Origin of the sequence: Paraburkholderia sp. CNPSo 3076 (assembly GCF_026343935.1) — a bacterium.
In the GTDB taxonomy this organism is placed as follows: Bacteria; Pseudomonadota; Gammaproteobacteria; order Burkholderiales; family Burkholderiaceae; genus Paraburkholderia; species Paraburkholderia nodosa.
In genome coordinates this window covers 57,830-76,310 of record NZ_JAPMAL010000008.1, presented here as the reverse complement: position 1 = coordinate 76,310, position 18,481 = coordinate 57,830, and the positions used below count along the sequence as shown (strand labels likewise).

The following is an 18,481-nucleotide window of genomic DNA, read 5'->3' as shown; positions in this document are numbered from 1 at the left end:
TCAGCCGGGCAAGCCCTTCGACTTGCCGCTTCCCGCTTAATAGCGGTTGATTTCATGCGCGAGATGCGGGCACGACACGCACGAAGCTGACGCAATGACTAAAGAATGGCACGTTTTCCAGAAACATCAGTGCCGCTAGCTTGCAGTCTTCCACGCTCCCATCCTGTGCCAATGGCCCTGGACACTTCAGTGCGAAAGTCCTAACGCAATGTGACCAGCGACGATGAATAGAACGGTTGAGCAGCCTAAGTCTGTAACCTTTCAACCTGATCCATCAATTCTTCCGTGATGTCTCTGCATCGATCTGCTCCGTCCTTTGAGCGAGCATCGGCCGCATTTATATTTGCTTTGGCCACGATTCATTGCTAGGCGCCCCCCCGGCCTTGAAGACCGACTTGCGTGATTGCAAGACCGTATAGCGACGGTTCGGGCGCGCCCAAGTAGCGTCGCCGAGGAGCTTTGCGACTCGCTCGCCGCTACGCTTGCGCTCGGCGCGCGCGTGGATGGCGATGGAGAAGAACGCGTGGTCCAGCAGACGCTGGACCACGTCGGGCGGCATCTTTCGCGCGATTACCTCCCTGGCCCACGTGTGGCAAAAAGCGTCCGCGCGCGCGAGTGCTCAGCCTGCTCGAGCGACAGGCTCTCGTTTTCGGCAAGACGGAGCAGCCTGTACGACAGCGGCGGGTACAAGGCGCTGGCGCGAAGCCATTGCCCCGCGTAGTTGCCGCCCTTGCCCAGGACAGTCATTTCCCACAGCACCTCTGAGTCGCGGCTCTCAACCGTTCTGTGCTTGTCGTGTGTGGTGCTCGCCGCTTTCGCCTCGTGCATCCTGTCACCAACATGGCCGCGCGCCGGGCGATATTCTTCACCGATAGCCGAAGGCTCAGGGACAAAAGAGGTCCATCCAGGGGCGCGGTGTACCGCGCATACCCGCGCAAACATTGCGCGTCCGAGGACAGTGTTGCACGGAGAGGCCGATAGGTCCTTCTTGAAAGCCATGTGATTTTCCTGCAGCACGACGACGGGGGACGCGAGCGTCAGGCACGGGTTGCCGACGAAATGGGAAGCGGATGTCAATCACTCGAAAAAGACCACGCTGCACAAGCGTAGGATATCGTTGGTAGCCAGCCGGGAGTGGGCCCACAAACGTGCGCTAGCGACGGGAGACGCGCTGTGCTTTAGACCTGGCCACCCAGTCCAGTGATAGGGTGGCGAGGTAATCTTTGGAGCGTTGGGGTTCATCGGCGCTCACACTAGATGCAGCCTCGCTGCTCGACACATACGCTCCACCGGAGTGAGTTCCGTAGGCTAGGTAGCAAGAGTTGACCGGTTCCACTAGCCGTACTGTGATGCGGAATTCACCGTACGGATGAAGCCCCCATCTAGACGGTAGGGCAATCGCACGCCGCTAGGACGTATACGGTTTACGGCAACATCGGCGTGATTGTATGAATACTGCAACTAACAGTTTACCTCTCGCCAACCGAATTAACTGACGACGACGCTCCGAAAGGCATTCGCTCTAGTCCGAGCCTGACATGGCAGCAGTTCAGGTCTAGTCGTGCCGTGAAACATTCAGGGCCAAATTCGCAGCGCTCTGAATTGACGTAACAGCGGGCTGTTCGGGCGAATCTGCAACGAATGTTTCACGACGAGACTGGCACATCGGTAACAGATTCCCAGCTTCCGGGCGTGCACACAATAAGTTCTAAATGGGAAATCCTGTTCGTATCAAATCGCACGTATTTTGTAATGTAAAGGCGGGCATACACATGCTTGGGCTGGTCGCCGCAGACCTGGAGAAGCCAGTCCGAAATGCTGATGGCAACAACAGTAGTTGTGAGCTACGTAGACGTGATTCGTATTGGATTGCGCGGTCGCCGGGTCCCGCGCGGAGTGAGATGGAAGTGGTTGCGGTGGGAACGGATAGTCATGGTCGTGGTCTCCTTAGCGACATGTGATACGCCGCAGCCTGCGCAAGGTGATGGGGAGTGCAGGAAATAGAGGCACTAGCAGGCCAGTGCGTCGACGAGGGCGACAGGGCCGAGGGAACGGAGATCACTCACGAATGGACCCTCAATGGGAAAAATGCGCAGAGCGCACGACGGACAACCCGGACGAAACCGTAACCGCTAAGCGTGCCGTTACCATACGGCTCGGAGCCGATGGAACTAGGTTCTTGTGTTCGAGCGAATGCAAGTCGCCATCGGTGAGTGTGGCTCGGCAGTCAGGCGTCGAGTCAGCGGACTGCAATGCCGTTACCGCGAGAAGGGTCCATTAGAAGCCGCGAAAGACTTTGTGGACAAGATCGACGGGCGGCAATGTTCGCCGTTGTGAGGGTGGGCTGCTCGGTGCGCGTACTCGCGCTACCTTCTCTTATCCGTACGCAAAACTCGTAGACGGTCATTCGGTCATTCGGCCCACCCGAACGCCACACTTCTCCTTGAGAAAGCGCCAAATCATGTACGCGCTCCATTCCCTTCCGAGAAAGAGACGCGATCAGGTCCCGCTGGGGACTGAGCTTTAGCCGGCGCTTGCTCTCATTTAAAAAGCGATCAGGGTCGGGCTGGGGGGCTTCTCAAGCTCAAGCATTCTCTTGTCTCAGCAGTGTGACGCATGTCACTGACATAGTGGTTCGGTGGCGCCGCCGGTATGGTGCGGCCGCTCAGGTCCCGCACCTCCTCTCGCCTGCGGCAAGAATGCGTACGCTGTTGCTCGGACTCGGACGGCTCGCAGTACGGAATCGTATGGACTCGAGCTGATGTACGTACAGATGGACGTACGCCTGAACGTACGGATAGCCATGTCAACACCGTACATGGCGTTCAGATCGGCGGGATGAGAAAAGTACTGCTCGAAGCGTCGGTATTCGTTATGCGAGTTCAGTTACAACGAGGAGTTGGCAAAGCGCCAAACCACTGCACCCCGTTATGTCGAGCGATGGCCGCCGGCCATTGGCAAACCGACGCCGTAGCCGCCGCATTAGCAGTGCTCAGCTCCGTGACCAGCACAACTCTCGACGCAGCTTCGTACGCTCCGTGGTTTCGATCACACGGACGTGCACAGCCTCGTAGGTAAGTCGCTGGTTCGCAATAACGGTACACGTACGGTGCGACGTATGAAAGGACGTACGAGGGGGCGTACGGCGAGTGGAACGGACTCGTCCGGGCAGACGTCCGGGCAGACGTACGGTGAGGCGTACGGACTCTACGCAGTTGCACGGCGTTAGGCGCGGAACAGCACCCGAAAGGCCCCGGTGCGTCAGCCTCGCTCGGGCATTGCCAGGACATCGCATCCGCGCTGTGGGACCTCACATTGTCATCGTGAGCTTTCCCCCGCAGCGCCTCCTACAGATGCCTGCGCGCCTTAACCCCGCGCACAGCGTCTCAAGCGCCCTATATAGCGATCCCTGTCATGCCGCACGTCAAACGCCGGAGCAGGTGCGGGCGCCCCAACCGGAAGACGCCGAAGAGGATGATTCCTCCTCTAACCCGTACACCGGGGCGTCCCGGCATACGCCCGACTTCGCACGAACACGTACGGAGATGCACGCCCAAGCGTACGGCCAGCCTGGCACCCCGGTCCATGCCGAAGATCGAGTCCACGCATCACCGTGCCCCGGCGGGAGTGGCACCGCTAGACCTCGCCGGAACAGCCTGCCAATTGCCTGGCAGCTGTATGTTCCCAAGGAATGGACTGACGACCGGGAACGAGCGCGTCGTGCGGGCATTCCCGACGATCTCGCCTTCGAGACCAAGCCACAGATTGCGCTGGCCCAACTCCGAGAGGCTGTAGCCTCCGGCATTGCACCGGGCATTGTGCTCGCCGATGCTGGGTACGGCGACGAAACCGCTTTCCGGGAGGGCGTAACTGAACTGGGTTTGTTGTACGCGGTAGGGATCCGACCTGGCACCTCTGTGTGGGCGCCCGGTACGGCGCTCCTTCCGCCCAAGCCCTGGAGCGGGCGCGGTCAGCCACCGAAGTTGTTGCGGCGTGCGCCTGGCCATGAACCCATCGTGGTGAAGGAGCTGGCCATGCAATTACCCGTGGACGCCTGGCAGACCGTAACCTGGCGCGAAGGCAGCAACGCAGCACTTTCCTCACGCTTTGCCGCCGTACGGGTTCGTCCCGCACATCGCGACACCTGGCGAAGTACCGTTCGCGACGAAGAATGGCTGCTCATTGAATGGCCTGATGGCGATACGGAGCCGCTCAAATACTTTCTCACTACCGCTCCCGAGGATGCAACACTTGAGCAGCTTGTGTTCGTAACCAGGATGCGCTGGCGCATCGAGCGCGACTATCAGGATCGGAAACAGGAGTTCGGGCTCGGTCACTATGAAGGGAGAGGCTGACGTGGCTTTCACCATCACGCCACACTGAGTATCGCTGCCTATGGGTTTCTGATGGCTCAGCGACTCAGAATTCAATCAGATGGGCGTGGCAAAAAAAACTTCCTTGAACGCACGCTGCCTGTCCTTCCCCCGAATTACATTCCCCGGGGCAGTCCAGCTCGCTCAACGCCACGTTCCTGATTCCATTACCACATTGCGCATCCTGCTTGGATTGCGGCTCATGCGACGATGGAACTCCTCCTGCACGGCAATAGATCACGCAACTAATTATGCGACACAGTAAGACTACCAGGCCGTGCAGGAAAAGGTGATCTCCGAAACGCTGTCCAAGGTGCTGTATCCGAACGACGAGCCTGAAGCCCGCAAGCGGTTGCGCCGTCTCGTGCTCGCTGCAGGACATGCTATGTCTGCTCGATCTGAAGGGCGAACCTGTTTCGCGTTTCGCCGAGATGTTCACCATGCAGCTGACGATACGCATCCTGCCATCGCCGTCGCTGAACTGATGCGCCTGCTGGTGGACGAGCGGCTGCTTTCCTGGGAAGAGGCATGGGACATTCCGCGGCGCGCGCTCGCCTATACCAACCATACCCTGTTGCCCGAAGCGCTGGAGACCTGGGGGTTGCCGCTTTTTGGACGGTTGCTGCCGCGTCCGCTCGAGATCATCTACGAGATTAACCGTCGTTTCCTCGACGAGGTGCGGCAGATATTCCCGGGTGACGAGCCGCGCGTAGCGCGCATGTCGATCATTGACGAGGCGGGCGAGAAGAAAGTGCGCATGGCCCACCTGTCGACCATCGGTTGCCACGCCGTGAACGGTGTTGCAGCGCTGCATTCCTCGCTCCTCACGCAGACCGTTCTGCGCGACTGTGTCACGCCGCGCCGCTTCATTCTGCTCGCCAATCCGCGCGTTGCCCAGCTGCTTGACGAAACGGTGGGCAAGGGTGGGTCGCTGACCTCAAGCGCCTTCGGAAACTGGAGGCGTACGCCGACGATCCGGCGTTTCGGGAAAAGTGGTGTGCAGTCAAGCGGTCGAACAAAAAGGTGCTGGCGGAGCGCATCCGCGACGTGACGAACGTCATTGTGGATCCCGACGCACTCTTCGGCATTCAGGTAAAGCGCATTCACGAGTACAAGCGACAGCATCTGAATGCGCTTTACATCATCACGCTTTACCAGCGTCTGCGCCTTAATCGGGAGCGGGGTTGTGTGCCGCGCTGCTTTATCTTTGGCGGAAAAGCAGCGCCAGGCTACAGGATGGCGAAACTGATGATCCGGCTGATCACGGGCATCGCCGAGGTCGTGAACAACGACCCGATGATGGCGGGCAGGCTGAAGGTTGTGTTCCTTCCCGACTTCAACGTGAAGAACGCGCAATTTATCTATCCCGCCGCCGATCTGTCCGAGCAGATCTCAACGGCCGGCAAGGAAGCATCCGGCACCGGCAACATGAGATTCGTGATGAACGGCGCGCTCACGATCGGAACACTGGACGGTGCCAACGTCGAGATCCGCGAGGAAGCGGGTGACGAAAACTTCTTTCTGTTCGGTCTGACTGCCGAACAGGTGGAATACGTCAAACGCGAACGCTATCGACCCGCGCAATATGTCGAAGGCAATGCGGAGTTGCGCGACGTGCTGGACCTGATTGCCGGCGGATACTTTTCGCGTGGCGACCAGCAGGTGTTTCGTCCACTCGTTGAGAACCTGATTCGGGTCGATCCATTTCTCGTGCTTGCCGATTACGCCGACTATGTCGCGTGCCAGGAGCGTGTGAGTGACGTCTGGAAAGACGAGGCACGCTGGACGCGTATGTCGATCCTCAACACGGCGCGCTCGGGGAAGTTCTCGTCAGATCGCGCGATCGGCGAATACTGTGAACGGATCTGGAAGGTCGCGCCCGTGCAAATCTCCCTTGATCAACCCTGACATTGAACACGATCCGCGCCAGGCGGTGCGAGCCATGTTGCGGCGTTACGCCGGTGCATCCGCCCGGATGGGACAGTCGGAAGCAGCGCTGTAGTGCAGAGCGACTCTGCTGGGTGCCGTTGCGCACCAGAACCGTGCCGCGCTGCGCCGCCGTGCAGCGATATCCACGCCGGCGACGGGCGAAACGGACTGGCACGGCACTTGCGTTGCACTGCACCAGGGCGAGTCAACGGCGACTCGCTCCGTAGCACTGAGTATCACTGAATACTGATTTGCCCGGCAACGGGCTCACTGGGCAACGGCGTCCTGCGTAACGGGTTGAAAGACCTGATACGCAGGACGTCGTTCTCGTTTTGGAAGACACCCCATGTCAGGCAAAGCCACCCGCATCGAACTCTTGAGTCTCTCGAAGTGCGCCCCGTGCTGGGCGCAGGTGGCAACGTTGGTGCAGTCGCGACCGGCTTTCCGATGAAGGGCATTAGCGACGGTCTATGACGGCGGAATGCATTCTCGCGTTGGCCCGATTGACCATATGCGATGGAACAAAAACCTGGGATGATAAAATCACAATGTTCGAATTGAGTTGTTTTTGCGCTCTCGCGTTAGTTACGCTTGCGATCGCTGGCCGGATGATCGTGCTCATTCACGAGGAAAATGACGACACGACGGTGTTCCACGAAATGCAGCTGGCATTGCACGTCGCTTTAATCCTGGTTTTGGCGATGACTTTCGACGCGGGGATCAATCCGGAATATGTGTGGATCCGCCACACGTTGCCGCATAACGGTACGCAGGTAAACCGGACCATGGCTGCACTACTTGCCGGATTGGGATGCGTTGTATTCGTATTTATCGTTCCATGGGCCCTGGTTGCATTCGAACGGTTGCGCCGTGATTCATTGACGGCTCGCCGGGTCACCAGCGACTTGATTGATCGATTGCGCGTCGGACGGAAGGAGTCGGCGCTGATGTGACGGCTGGCAGACCCACCGGCGCGGGAGAGGTGATAGATTGTCATTTGACTCGTCGTCGCGAATCAACGGGGCTTCGCTGCTCGCGATCCGGGTTCATGACCCCCGTGATCACCGCGTAACGGCGGTAAGAAGATCCTCAAGAAAGGAGCTGCCATGTGCCGTCGATACATCGCTGCCGCTGCCTTCCTTATCCCCACCTTGTCGCAAGCATTCCAGCCTGTAGCTATCCCCGAATGTCAGGCTGCAGGCCCTTATGCTTCAGTTCAGGAAACCATAGACGCCGCCAAATGCCGAGCCCGATGGCTTCTCGCGGGCGCCTACAACCGGACGGAAGGGGACGCGATGAGCGCGGTCTCGGAGTGCGCCGGGACATTCGACGAGGTGCTAAATCATCGTTTGACCGAAGGTGTTTCGCACGACAAGCTGGTAGTCATGTGTGCCGACACCGCGATGCACATGGGCATCATGAAACTCGACTAGTCGCAGGTATGCATTCTGCGTAGACTGGCGGCATCGCCATGGCTGGTTAAACGTGCAGCCTCGCAAGCCCCGGGGGAAGGGTTAGATTGATTAATCCGATGTCTACGCGGAGCACACCATGGTCACGAGAACGGTCCGCCGTGCATTGTCTGGCTTGACTTCCGCGTTCACGCCAATGCCCAAAGCGGGGCAACGGACCGCGCGCACCTTGAAATCCGCGCAGCAACATGCCGATGAAGCCTGGAAACGCACAATGAATGGAGGCGGTATCGTCTCGCATCGGAAGATTCCAAAGCCGTGAGTTGCGGAATGTAGAAGCCGTTCGAGGCGATGAACGTCGCCGGGATGCCCAGGAGGAATGGCGCCACGTCTAGCCTTCGCGGGTTGGTCCTTTTGGAAGGCGTTGCCATGTTGCAGGAACGTTTTCTCTACTTTCCTGAGAAGGTTGCAATCGAGGACGTCGTCTCCGACCGACTTGTGACCTGGCCGACTACGGAGGCGTTCCGAGGCCTTGTTGGCGAACCGCCCGAAACCGTGCGCGGCACGGCCATTGTCTTTCATGGCAATGCGGGGCACGAAGGGCACCGGTCCTTCTATGCCTCAGCGCTCAACCGGCTGGGACTGCGCGTGATTCTCGCCGAATATCCGGGCTATGGGCCACGCGAAGGCTCGCCAAACGAAGCATGTCTGATCGTCGATGCGCAAGAGACCATTGGGCTTGCGCATCGTCCCTACGCTGCTGATACCCGAAAAGAATGACAGCAACGCGGAAATCCGCGCCGCAGCGCGGTGGATCGTGATGGAACTTGGCGACGGCGTTCCGCTGCACTTTACGGCATTCCATCCCGATTACAGGATGACCGACATCGCGCCCACCCCGCCCACAACGCTTACCCGCGCACGCGAGATCGCGCGTGCGGAGGGTTTGAGATACGTCTGTACGGGCAACGTTCATGATTTCTGATGGCGGCACCACCTTCTGCTCACAATGCGGCACCGCGCTAATCGTGCGCGACTGGCATCGAAGCGACGATTAGCGGCTGACTGCCGACGGCGCCTGTCCCGACTGCCACAGTCCGTTGGCCTGTCGGTTCGAACGGTTCGGTGTGTCCTTCGGTCGACGGCGGATCCCCATTCGACTCGGCGTTTGATGTGTCGCGCCGGGCATCGACGTTCGCGCTAGTTCTGGAATGTGCCGAGCAGTTCAGTGTGTGCCACCACATGGCCTCTCATCACCTTCTGCGGTGCTGCTCTGGTTGGTTTGCTGGGAATCGCTGGTGTATTCAAGCGTGCTTGCCAGGAGCGCGCTCGCGGTGTGCCCTCCTGCAAACCGCGAGCCGTCGGCGCGATGTTGGAGAGCATCCAGCGGACCCATGTCATCCCTGGCGCGGGTGGCAACCAGCGCGTGCCGTGCGATGAGGGCTCGAACCTATAATGCTATTGGTGGCCGAGACCTCGTTGAGCCCAGCGGCAACGAATGGCGGCCGGTGCAGGAGCAGTGGAGGCGAATATGCACTTTGAGGCGTTTTCCTTCGGGTCCATCCGCATAGACGGTGTGACTTACCAGCATGATGTGGTGATCGACCGCGGACAGGTTCGCAGACGCAAGAAGAAGCCATCCAGGGCGTTCCGCGAAGCGTTCGGACATACGCCGCTATCGATGGCCGAGGCCATTCCCTGGAATTGCCGGCGCCTCGTGATCGGCACGGGCACCGGAGCCTTGCCGGTGATGGACGAGGTGAAGCAGGAGGCCGATCGCCGGGAGGTCGAACTGCTTATCGTGCCAACTGAGGAGGCCATCGCCAGACTCAAGGAACAGGAAAAAGGCACCAACGCGATTCTGCACATCACGTGCTAGACGCGGCGTTGTTCGAACTGCGTCTGGCAGGACACGCAGCGGGCCGTGTAGGGCGTGGCGGCGAGCCGCTCACAACCGATAGGGCCACCACAATCGACGCATTCGCCGTAGCGGCCGGCGGCGATGCGTGCCAGCGCCGCAATTGATGCACGCTGTGTCGATGTCCCACTCCCCTGGGACGGAATCGGTATTGCGTGACGGCTGCATTCCATGCCCAAGTTCCCGGAAGTCATGGCGACCCCACGGTTCACCACGATAGATCATTCAAGCACCCTCCGCAGCCAGACGCGACTGGAGTGTCGGACGTGGTTCGACTGGGTGCTCAAATCACCGAAGTACGTGTGATACGGCTGCGCTTACGAAATCGCTCTACCACGCAGCTGCGACGCTGAATTCGTTGGACACCGTGCGGACCGGTGCAGGCGAGCGATTGTGACCTAAACTACAGAGGCGTCTTTCGCGTGCCCCGGTGCCGATTTGACGCAATGCAACGTCGCTGCCCGCTGACCGAAGCAGGCGAATGGCGACGGCACGGGCGACACACCGTCATTTGCTGCCTGAATTCATCTGGAACTGATGTTCAGGAAGGGGGCATCATGTCGCAAGCCAGTGAAATCCAAAAGCGCTTTACTCATCTTCAGCAAAGCGTTAGCGAGGCATCACGTACCATGCACGCCGACGCGACGATTCCACAACACTTGATGAGGTGGATGGATGAGCTCGAAAAGGAATGCAAACCGGCAAAGAAGATCATGTCGTCCAGGGACGAGGACCGTATCCGGCAGTGTGTCAACGATCTCGAATGGATCGGTAATCGTGCGGAGCGCGCTTGCCAACAGGTTAGCGGTCTCGCCGCCGGAATCATGGATACAGTCAGTTCAATGCATTCTGAACATTCCAACCTGAAGCGACAACTGCACTGACCTACCTGAGGGCCCCGGTCCAACCCGCCGCGGTTAATGACGCTTCGGAACAACAATGCGCACCGCAATGCTTCCGCTTGACGCGCGGGCGCCTGTTTGCGTGCGACTGCAGTAATCGATAGCGGGGCAATTCTTTGCTCGGAGGTATGCCATGGCTACGTACGTCATCCTGAGCCGTCTCGCTCCTGACGCATTCACGGATCCCGGCGAACTGAAGCAGATCGCCGCCACAGTGGCCGAAAAGATCAGGGCCGAATGCCCTGCCGTCACCTGGAAGGACAGCTATCTGACTCTCGGGCGCTTCGACGTCCTGGACGTTGTCGAGTCGAACGATCTGAAACAGCTTGAGCTGGCGGCTCTAATCATCCGCGGCTATGGACACGCTGCCACCGAGACCCTGCAGGCGACGCCGTGGAACGAGTTCATCGCGGCGCTGTAGCGCAGATCGACGGATCGGGCTCCAGGCGATGAAATGCGCCAGGTGAATTCTGCGTCTCACCGTCGGGTGTCCTGAACGTGTTTGCAGAAGTCGCTATCTTGCAGGTGAAGATGTCGTCACCATGCTGGCAAGGCGGAGAGAGGCAAATGGTCGAAGCTTCCGGATTGAAGCCGGGCATGGTCGTCATGCTCGAAGGCGAACTTCATAGCATCGCCAGCGCCGGGTACCATGCCGGCGGGGGCCAGCAGGGTAGCGCAGTGTTTGCCAGGGTCAAGAACCTGAAGACCGGGCACATCAGGGAGTTGCGGCTGCACCCGAGCGACAGGCTCGAAGAGGTCGCGCTCGATCACAAGGAGATGGAATATCTGTATACGGATGGTGTCGCCTTTTACTTCATGGATCCCGACACATTCGAGCAGATCAGTTTGTCCTCGGAAACTATTGGCGCATACGAAAAGTTCCTTCAGCCGAATATGCGAATCCCGGTCGCGCTGAATGACGGCGAGCCGGTCACCATCGCGTTTCCGCATGCGGTCGAGTTAGGCGTGGTGTCCGCGCCGCTGGGCGTGCACGAGCATGCAACCTCCACTTTCAAGACGGCCACACTCGAGAACGGCATGGAAGTTCTCGTTCCCCAGTTCATCAAGGAAGGGGATACTGTGCGAATCGAGGTCGCGTCAGGAAAATACGTGGAGCGTGTAAGGCGAGAAATGCGAAAGCCATGACTTCGGCGCTTCTTGAACTGTGCCTCGAAGACGTCCGGGTGAGTCTCTGGAGGTAATCATGCACGACGTTCTCGCGGGTTACGATGGCTCGGCTTCCGCACAGGAGGCAATCCGCTTCGCAAAAAATCTTGCTGAAAAGGAAGGGGCGCGGCTCCACATTCTTATGGTTGCTCGTCCGCCTGACTGGGGTAAGTTGGCCTATGAGGTGCCTGAGCTGCTTGAGACCGAAAAACGCCACTGTCAGGACCTCATCACCGAACTCAAGGGAAAGCTCGGGTTACCTGGAGTAACGGTCCAATATGAGGTGATTGTCGGGCATCCGGCCAAGGAGCTGGTGCTGTATGCCGAACGACACAATATAGACCACGTTGTTGTAGGACATCGAGGACGTACTACCTTTGATCGTTGGCTGCTTGGTTCCATCGCGAGGCAAGTGATCGCATACGCGCCGTGCTCGGTCACCATCGTGCGCGACCGGCCAGATGCCGCGGAGGCGCATCGATGATACCGGAAGCTATGCGGATCACGACGCAGAAGCGCTTGACGATGAAGTTACGAGTGGTGGGCGGATCGCTGACGGATCTGGCTCATCACTAGCGCTTCGCTGGCTAGCAGCGCGCGGCTATCTGCGTCCTGCCCTCCGATCTGCCTGCTTTCCAGGCCTACGGCAACATGCCGTCGGCACAGGTAACGGCGATGCCTAAGGCCGTTGCCCGGCTGGCTCACCAGGGACCGATCGCGCTGATGCTCATCGGGATGGCATCTGCGTGCAGGGGCATGCTGAAGCGCGATATTGCACCACACTGTCGACTCAGGCGTGCTAGTTTTAAAGAATCGTTCAGTTCAGTAAGGAGGGGCGCGAGATGTCAATCATTGCTCCAGATGAAAGGTCCGATTTCGTCGCCGTGTTGCACCGTCATCACCTTGCCGAGTCCGATTTTGCGATACAGGAAACAGATACGCCAGACGCGGTGGACGAGGTCTACCCCTTGCACGGCTACGTCACCGTCATTCGCCGCGCAACGCTTAGGGAAAGGGGGTATCGGACCGGACACGGCACGGCCTGGACCGCCGAGTTCGACAAGGACCTGACGCGGGGTGCGTTCGGGTGACTGGAAGTCGAGAGGTGGTAATTCCGTCGAAACGGGCCACCCTCGTGCGCGCCGCCGACGGCGAGACGGTCATCTTCATGCCCCAGAGTGTGGAATGATGCACGACGGAAATCCTCGTCAGTCCAGGTGCGACCGGCGCGCTTTTACCGCTGCTACAGGAGAGGTGAGCTGCATGCCTCCCTTCAACGGGCCACTCCTGAATTTTCTCGCCTTTCGCTCAAGCGCTGCTCTGGATGCGATGCGCTGAATTCGGCGCCGGGGCACGGCATCGCGCACGCCGCGTTGCCGGCGAACGCCCGCTATTCCCGTGGCGTCATGCCATATTTGTGGCGATCAGCGGCAGAACGCTTACGATGTGTGAAACACACAGGAGGCCGTCATGACCACGGCTGCCAGTTTTCACATCGGCTACACGCAGTACCTCGGGCCCGAGGGCGAACCCGTGCATCCGCTTCCGGCCTTCGCAAGCGACCCCGCAGCGCTCCTGCCGCTGTATCGTGCGATGGTGCTGACACGGGCCTTCGACACGAAAGCAGTTGCGCTGCAGCGTACGGGCCAACTTGGCACATTCGCATCATCGGTTGGCCAGGAGGCGACCGGCGTTGGCGTGGCCAGTGCAATGCGCCCCGAAGACGTGCTGTTTCCCTCCTATCGCGACCACGCGGCCCAATTGCTGCGCGGCGTCACGATGACGGAAAGTCTGCTCTATTGGGGCGGTGACGAGCGTGGAAGCGATTTCAGTGTGCCCCGCTTCGACTTTCCGAACTGTGTGCCGATCGGTACGCAGGTCTGCCATGCGGCGGGTGCCGCCTATGCGTTCAAGTTGCGCCATGAGCCGCGCGTCGCAGTGGCGCTTTTCGGCGACGGCGCCACCTCCAAGGGAGACTTTTACGAGGCGATGAACTTCGCCGGCGTGTGGGGCGCGCCGCTCGTGCTCGTGATCAACAACAACCAATGGGCAATTTCAGTGCCGCGCAGCCAGCAAAGCGCCGCACAAACGCTCGCGCAAAAGGCGATTGCAGCGGGAATCGACGGCCTGCAGGTCGATGGCAACGACGTGATTGCCGTGCACCACGTAGTTGGGGCGGCACTCGCGAAGGCCCGACGCGGTGACGGTCCGACCTTGATCGAAGCGCTCAGCTTTCGCCTCGGCGATCACACGACGGCCGATGATGCCACGCGCTATCGCGATGCCGAAGTGGTCAGCAGGCATTGGGAATCCGAGCCGCTGCGCCGGTTGCGCGCCTACCTGATCCGTATGAATGTTTGGGACAAGGCGCGCGAAGAGGAACTCGCCAGGACGTGTCACACGCAGGTCGAGCAGGCGGTCGAGGCGTATCTCGCGATTGCTCCGCCTGACGTTTCCTCGATGTTCGACCATCTCTATGAGGCGCTACCGCTCGCCATGCGCGAGCAACTGGCGATGGCGCAGCGATTTGCTCCGGTTGTGCCGCTTGCGGAGAACGGCCATGGCTGACCTGAACATGGTCGAGGCGGTCAATGTCGCGCTCGCCTGGGAGCTTGCGCATGACCCCGCTGTCGTGCTGCTCGGCGAGGACATCGGCGTGAACGGCGGCGTCTTTCGGACAACCACTGGGTTACAGACGCGCTTTGGCGCTCAGCGCGTGATGGATACGCCGCTCGCCGAAACGGCGATCGTCGGCACGGCGGTCGGCATGGCCGCAATGGGCCTCAAACCAGTCGCGGAGATCCAGTTCAGCGGCTTCATCTATCCGGCCATCGATCACTTGCTGAATCACGCGTCGCGCCTGCGGCACAGGACGCGCGGACGGCTCACGTGCCCCCTCGTGGTCAGGTCGCCTGCCGGTGCGGGCATCCACGCGCCGGAGCATCATTCCGAAAGCCCGGAGGCGCTGTTTGCGCACATACCGGGGTTGCGCGTCGTGACCCCTTCTTCGCCCGCGCGCGCATATGGCCTGCTGCTGGCGGCAATCCGCGATCCGGACCCGGTCATCTTCTTCGAGCCGACACGCCTCTACCGCATCTACAGGCAGCCCGTGGAAGACAACGGCGAAGCGCTGCCGCTCGATTGCTGCTACGTGCTGCGCGACGGGGCGGATGTGACGTTGGTCAGTTGGGGCGGAGCGCTGCAGGAAGTCCTTATGGCCGCCGATCTGCTTGCGCAGGAGGGCGTGATGGCGGAGGTAATCGACGTGGCCACGCTCAAGCCGCTCGACATGGAGACGATTCTTGCGTCGGTGGCGAAAACGGGACGCTGCGTGATCGCGCATGAAGGATCGCGCACGGGCGGCGTGGGCGCGGAAATTGCCGCGGGCATTGCGGAGCGCGGACTCTATTCGTTGCTTGCGCCGGTGCAGCGCGTCACGGGATATGACGTGGTGGTCCCGCTTTACAGGCTCGAGAGTCAGTACATGCCAGGCGCGGGGCGCATCGTTGCCGCGGTCAGGCAGGCGCTGGAGGCGCAGTGAAACCATGAAGATCTTCAAGCTGCCCGACCTGGGCGAAGGCCTCCAGGAAGCGGAAATCGTCGAATGGCACGTCAAGAGCGGCGAGGACATTCGCGTCGACCAGCCGCTCGTGTCGGTCGAAACGGCAAAAGCCATCGTCGAGATTCCCTCGCCGCAATCCGGCCGCATCGCGAAGCTGTTCGGCAAGCCGGGCGACATCGTGCATCTGGGGGCCCCGCTTGCCGCTTTCGAAGGGGATGGAGAGGGTGGTGAGGATGCCGATGCCGGCACCGTGGTCGGCCATATGGAAGTGGGCAGGCAACCGGTGGAGGAGGCGCCAGCCGCGCCCGGCAGCGGCACGGGTGCGGGGCCTGGCGCTATCAAGGCGATTCCCGCGGTGCGGGCGCTCGCCCGCAAGCTGGACGTCGATCTCGCAATGGTGACGCCTTCCGGGCCGGAAGGCGTCATCACGGCGACCGACGTACAACGGGCGGCAAAGCGGTTCGCTGAACTCGGTCCGCCTGAAGTGCTGCGCGGCGTTCGGCGCGCGATGGCGCAGAACATGGCGCGCGCCCAGAGCGAAGTGGCCGCCGCGACCGTTATCGACGACGCCGATATTCACGCGTGGCCACCGCATACCGATGTGACGATCCGCCTGATCCGTGCGCTGGTGGCCGGGTGCCACGCGGAGCCGGGACTGAACGCATGGTTCGACGGCAGAATGGCGCGGCGCCACGTGCTGGAGAAGATCGATCTCGGCATTGCCGTCGATTTGCCGGATGGCTTGTTCGTCCCGGTGCTGCGCGATGTCGCGCATCGTGACGCGGCCGGTCTGCGTGCCGGACTCGACCGGATGCGTGCCGATATTCGCGCACGCAAGATTCCACCTGAAGAGATGCGCGGCAACACGATCACGTTGTCGAACTTCGGCATGATTGCCGGTAAATATGCGGCTCCCGTGGTCGTGCCGCCCACTGTTGCGATTCTTGGAGCCGGGCGGATGCATGACCAGGTCGTGGCGCACGAGGGTGCGCCCGCCGTGCACAGGATCTTGCCGCTGAGCCTGACATTCGACCACAGGGTTGTCACGGGAGGAGAGGCTGCGCGCTTTCTCGCCGCGGTCATCAAGGATCTCGAGATGGCGCAGTAGGCGGTTTCCGCGCCGGTGCCGCATTGCGCACCGGATCGCATTGGCGGCGCGGCATCTGCATCGGTGCGGGATCATGCATGGCGATCTCTATGCGTACAACATCCTGCATGACGGCTCAGGGCACGTATTGCTCGGCGACTTCGGCGCGGCGTCCGTTCACGATATCGATGATCACGCACTGGCGCAGGCGTTCGAGCGCGTCGAGGTGCGCGCGATCGGCGGCCTGCGCGAAGAACTCGCGCAACGTCTGGCCGGAGAGGCCGACGATCGTGCCGCCGGGATCCATGCGTTGATCGAAGACTGTATTGGCGAGCACGTCGAGATGCGGCCTTCGTTCGATGAGATAGTCGGGCGGCTGTCTGCCTGAAGCTATGCCCTGTTGCCAACGCCGGCGCATCATAAGCGTGCGGGAACCGTTGACGACGACGGAGGCAGACGTGGCAAATTCCCTCAGGCTCGAACTATTTTGCCGGTTGTTTCTTGGTCTCTTTGTGGGCTTTTTTTGCGTGACGGCCGCCCTTTTTGTACGGTACAAATGGGCGAGTCCGCTGCCGCAAGCCACCTTCGTGCACGCGAAAGGCGCGTCGGCGTCACGAAGCTTGCCGGGAAGTGCCCCGGCGGCCCCATTCTCATCCGCCTCCCAATCGCAACCCGCAACGCCCTCGCCAGATGCAGGGGAAAAGACACTCCTCGCGTCGTCGGCCTCCACTGTCGTCACGTTCATTGCGGCGGCAGTGGCCAACTTCATGTGCTGGAAGACTAACGGGCGGGGGAGGCGCACAAAGAAAAGCGGAACACCTCGTTCGAGTCGCTCGAATTAGTGTGACGCGCTGGCGGAATTTTCGTAAGGAGCTGGCTAGCCGGTTGTGCCGTTGGATAGGCAGTTTGTTTGAAGAATCCGCGAGCCGTAAGCGTCGCCTGGAGGCCTGCGTTCAAGAGGGCTTACCTCCGGGGACAAAATTCTGTTCTCTTTCACACACTCATTCCAGCGATGAGCAACTACAGTTTAGTTGTTGGGGATCATCCTGCACGTTGGCCCCCCATCGCCTGTTGCTGTCTCAAGGTGTGAACGCCATGAAGCATTTCCTGAGCGCGCTACTGCTCGCTTCTGCGCCGTTCGTGGCGTGGGCCGAAACGCCATTCCTCCATTCACGTAGCGCAATCGTGTACGACGTCGGGCGCGGCGAAGTTCTGCTGGAAAAGAACGCCGATGACGTCCAGCCGGTCGCGTCGATCACCAAGCTGATGACAGCGATGGTCGTGCTGGACAGCGCCCAGTCGCTGGGCGCCATGGTGAGTGTCGACAATGACGACATTGATCGGCGCAAGCACTCGGGGTCCCGTATCCCGATCGGTGCGTCGCTCGAACGGGGAGAGATGCTGCGCCTTGCGCTCATGTCGTCGGAGAACCGCGCGGCGTCTGCGCTATCGCGTGCGTACCCGGGCGGCCAGCCGGCGTTCATCCGGAAGATGAACGAAAAGGCGCGCGCGCTGCACATGTCCAATACGCACTTCGACGACCCGACCGGGCTCTCGCCCGACAATCTCTCTACCGCACGCGACGTCGTGAAGATGGCGGCCGCCGCGGCGCACTATCCATTGATCATCGAATACACGACGCTTCCCCGTTACGAAGAGGAAATCGGTACGAGGACGAGGTTCTATCACAACACCGACCCGATAGTCCGCTCAGCCGATTGGGACGTTGTGGTCGCGAAGACCGGCTATATTCGCGAGGCGGGACGCTGCATCGTGGTCGATGCCAACATGCCCAATGGCCAGGTGATGATTGCGCTGCTCGGCTCGCAAACATCGTGGGGGCGCTCTGCCGATCTCGTCACGATACGTCGGTGGCTGAACGGCGACGAAACGCCGGTCGTCGAGCCGCGCTATTACGCAAGTGCGCGGCTGCATCATCGCCATTCGATGCTCGCGCATTCGCACCGCGTCAAGGTGCGATTCGTCTCGTACCGCACAGGTTCGGCGTCCGGTGCGCACCGGCAGACCGCCGTGCACCATGCCGGTAAGCGGCAACACCAAGCGCCTGTTGCCGCCTGAGCCAAATGACGTCCGCGCGACCAGTCACGTAAGCCGTTAAACCGAGACTTGC

The 18,481-nt window shown here is 60.6% G+C and carries 17 protein-coding genes and 2 pseudogenes; 17 read left to right on the top strand and 2 right to left on the bottom strand.

Annotated elements, in window-relative coordinates; all coding sequences use genetic code 11:
• Positions 1-570: 570 nt before the first annotated feature.
• The gene (locus tag M3A49_RS11170; protein WP_266228732.1) at positions 571-999 is read right to left on the bottom strand and encodes a hypothetical protein; all 429 of its coding nucleotides are present in this window, start codon (positions 997-999) and stop codon (positions 571-573) included.
• Between the two features lie 2,654 nt (positions 1,000-3,653).
• Between M3A49_RS11170 and M3A49_RS11165 the strand changes: the two are divergent.
• The 7 genes and pseudogenes from M3A49_RS11165 to M3A49_RS11130 form a co-directional block, all read left to right on the top strand.
• A pseudogene (locus M3A49_RS11165) lies at positions 3,654-4,535 on the top strand (IS701 family transposase); the annotation flags it as partial.
• Positions 4,536-4,650: 115 nt separating this feature from the next.
• Positions 4,651-6,281, top strand: a pseudogene (glgP, locus tag M3A49_RS42675) (glycogen/starch/alpha-glucan family phosphorylase).
• Between the two features lie 569 nt (positions 6,282-6,850).
• Positions 6,851-7,255, top strand: a complete 405-nt coding sequence (locus M3A49_RS11150) for a hypothetical protein (RefSeq protein WP_266228730.1) — start codon at positions 6,851-6,853, stop codon at positions 7,253-7,255.
• A gap of 153 nt (positions 7,256-7,408) precedes the next feature.
• On the top strand, positions 7,409-7,735 hold the full coding sequence (locus M3A49_RS11145) for a hypothetical protein (RefSeq protein ID WP_254353378.1): 327 nt from the start codon (positions 7,409-7,411) through the stop codon (positions 7,733-7,735).
• Between the two features lie 408 nt (positions 7,736-8,143).
• On the top strand, positions 8,144-8,494 hold the full coding sequence (locus M3A49_RS11140; RefSeq protein ID WP_416338945.1) for a hypothetical protein: 351 nt from the start codon (positions 8,144-8,146) through the stop codon (positions 8,492-8,494).
• On the top strand, positions 8,454-8,699 hold the full coding sequence (locus M3A49_RS11135) for a hypothetical protein (RefSeq protein ID WP_266228729.1): 246 nt from the start codon (positions 8,454-8,456) through the stop codon (positions 8,697-8,699). Before M3A49_RS11140 ends, M3A49_RS11135 begins: the two co-directional genes overlap by 41 nt.
• Positions 8,700-9,245: 546 nt before the next feature.
• A complete protein-coding gene (locus tag M3A49_RS11130) occupies positions 9,246-9,593 on the top strand; it encodes an MTH938/NDUFAF3 family protein (RefSeq protein ID WP_266228728.1) in 348 nt (115 codons plus the stop codon).
• Here M3A49_RS11130 and M3A49_RS11125 read toward each other — a convergent pair.
• A complete protein-coding gene (locus M3A49_RS11125; protein WP_323183142.1) occupies positions 9,590-9,718 on the bottom strand; it encodes a TraR/DksA family transcriptional regulator in 129 nt (42 codons plus the stop codon). The genes M3A49_RS11130 and M3A49_RS11125 overlap by 4 nt on opposite strands.
• A gap of 471 nt (positions 9,719-10,189) precedes the next feature.
• Here M3A49_RS11125 and M3A49_RS11120 point away from each other — a divergent pair, with 471 nt between their 5' ends.
• The 10 genes from M3A49_RS11120 (at position 10,190) to M3A49_RS11075 (ending at position 18,429) form a co-directional block, all read left to right on the top strand.
• Positions 10,190-10,516, top strand: a complete 327-nt coding sequence (locus tag M3A49_RS11120) for a hypothetical protein (protein ID WP_266228880.1) — start codon at positions 10,190-10,192, stop codon at positions 10,514-10,516.
• 151 nt (positions 10,517-10,667) lie between these two features.
• Positions 10,668-10,955 carry a GYD domain-containing protein gene (locus M3A49_RS11115; protein WP_266228727.1) on the top strand — a complete coding sequence of 96 codons (288 nt, stop codon included), beginning with the start codon at positions 10,668-10,670 and terminating at the stop codon, positions 10,953-10,955.
• A 146-nt stretch (positions 10,956-11,101) separates the two neighbouring features.
• Positions 11,102-11,680, top strand: coding sequence for an elongation factor P (locus M3A49_RS11110; RefSeq protein WP_266228726.1), 579 nt, complete (start codon positions 11,102-11,104; stop codon positions 11,678-11,680).
• 58 nt (positions 11,681-11,738) lie between these two features.
• Entirely contained in the window at positions 11,739-12,185 is a 447-nt protein-coding gene (locus tag M3A49_RS11105) for a universal stress protein (protein WP_266228725.1), read from the top strand.
• A gap of 358 nt (positions 12,186-12,543) precedes the next feature.
• The gene (locus M3A49_RS11100; RefSeq protein WP_266228724.1) at positions 12,544-12,792 is read left to right on the top strand and encodes a hypothetical protein; all 249 of its coding nucleotides are present in this window, start codon (positions 12,544-12,546) and stop codon (positions 12,790-12,792) included.
• 379 nt (positions 12,793-13,171) lie between these two features.
• Positions 13,172-14,269, top strand: a complete 1,098-nt coding sequence (pdhA, locus tag M3A49_RS11095) for a pyruvate dehydrogenase (acetyl-transferring) E1 component subunit alpha (protein ID WP_266228723.1) — start codon at positions 13,172-13,174, stop codon at positions 14,267-14,269.
• Positions 14,262-15,242 carry an alpha-ketoacid dehydrogenase subunit beta gene (locus M3A49_RS11090; RefSeq protein WP_266228722.1) on the top strand — a complete coding sequence of 327 codons (981 nt, stop codon included), beginning with the start codon at positions 14,262-14,264 and terminating at the stop codon, positions 15,240-15,242. Before pdhA ends, M3A49_RS11090 begins: the two co-directional genes overlap by 8 nt.
• Positions 15,243-15,246: 4 nt before the next feature.
• Positions 15,247-16,371: a dihydrolipoamide acetyltransferase family protein gene (locus M3A49_RS11085; RefSeq protein WP_266228721.1), complete on the top strand. Its 1,125-nt coding sequence runs from the start codon at positions 15,247-15,249 to the stop codon at positions 16,369-16,371.
• Positions 16,304-16,738: a protein kinase gene (locus tag M3A49_RS11080; RefSeq protein ID WP_323183136.1), complete on the top strand. Its 435-nt coding sequence runs from the start codon at positions 16,304-16,306 to the stop codon at positions 16,736-16,738. The genes M3A49_RS11085 and M3A49_RS11080 overlap by 68 nt, the downstream gene beginning before the upstream one ends.
• Positions 16,739-17,256: 518 nt before the next feature.
• On the top strand, positions 17,257-18,429 hold the full coding sequence (locus M3A49_RS11075; protein WP_266228719.1) for a D-alanyl-D-alanine carboxypeptidase family protein: 1,173 nt from the start codon (positions 17,257-17,259) through the stop codon (positions 18,427-18,429).
• Positions 18,430-18,481 lie beyond the last annotated feature (52 nt).

Excerpts from the sequence above, each read along its gene's own strand:
- M3A49_RS11100 (WP_266228724.1), top strand. The coding sequence starts at position 12,544 with ATGTCAATCATTGCTCCAGATGAAAGGTCCGATTTCGTCGCCGTGTTG.
- M3A49_RS11170 (WP_266228732.1), bottom strand. The coding sequence starts at position 999 with ATGGCTTTCAAGAAGGACCTATCGGCCTCTCCGTGCAACACTGTCCTC.
- M3A49_RS11120 (WP_266228880.1), top strand. The coding sequence starts at position 10,190 with ATGTCGCAAGCCAGTGAAATCCAAAAGCGCTTTACTCATCTTCAGCAA.
- M3A49_RS11105 (WP_266228725.1), top strand. The coding sequence starts at position 11,739 with ATGCACGACGTTCTCGCGGGTTACGATGGCTCGGCTTCCGCACAGGAG.
- M3A49_RS11110 (WP_266228726.1), top strand. The coding sequence starts at position 11,102 with ATGGTCGAAGCTTCCGGATTGAAGCCGGGCATGGTCGTCATGCTCGAA.
- M3A49_RS11145 (WP_254353378.1), top strand. The coding sequence starts at position 7,409 with ATGTGCCGTCGATACATCGCTGCCGCTGCCTTCCTTATCCCCACCTTG.
- M3A49_RS11115 (WP_266228727.1), top strand. The coding sequence starts at position 10,668 with ATGGCTACGTACGTCATCCTGAGCCGTCTCGCTCCTGACGCATTCACG.
- M3A49_RS11150 (WP_266228730.1), top strand. The coding sequence starts at position 6,851 with ATGTTCGAATTGAGTTGTTTTTGCGCTCTCGCGTTAGTTACGCTTGCG.
- M3A49_RS11130 (WP_266228728.1), top strand. The coding sequence starts at position 9,246 with ATGCACTTTGAGGCGTTTTCCTTCGGGTCCATCCGCATAGACGGTGTG.
- M3A49_RS11085 (WP_266228721.1), top strand. The coding sequence starts at position 15,247 with ATGAAGATCTTCAAGCTGCCCGACCTGGGCGAAGGCCTCCAGGAAGCG.
- M3A49_RS11090 (WP_266228722.1), top strand. The coding sequence starts at position 14,262 with ATGGCTGACCTGAACATGGTCGAGGCGGTCAATGTCGCGCTCGCCTGG.
- M3A49_RS11140 (WP_416338945.1), top strand. The coding sequence starts at position 8,144 with ATGTTGCAGGAACGTTTTCTCTACTTTCCTGAGAAGGTTGCAATCGAG.
- pdhA (WP_266228723.1), top strand. The coding sequence starts at position 13,172 with ATGACCACGGCTGCCAGTTTTCACATCGGCTACACGCAGTACCTCGGG.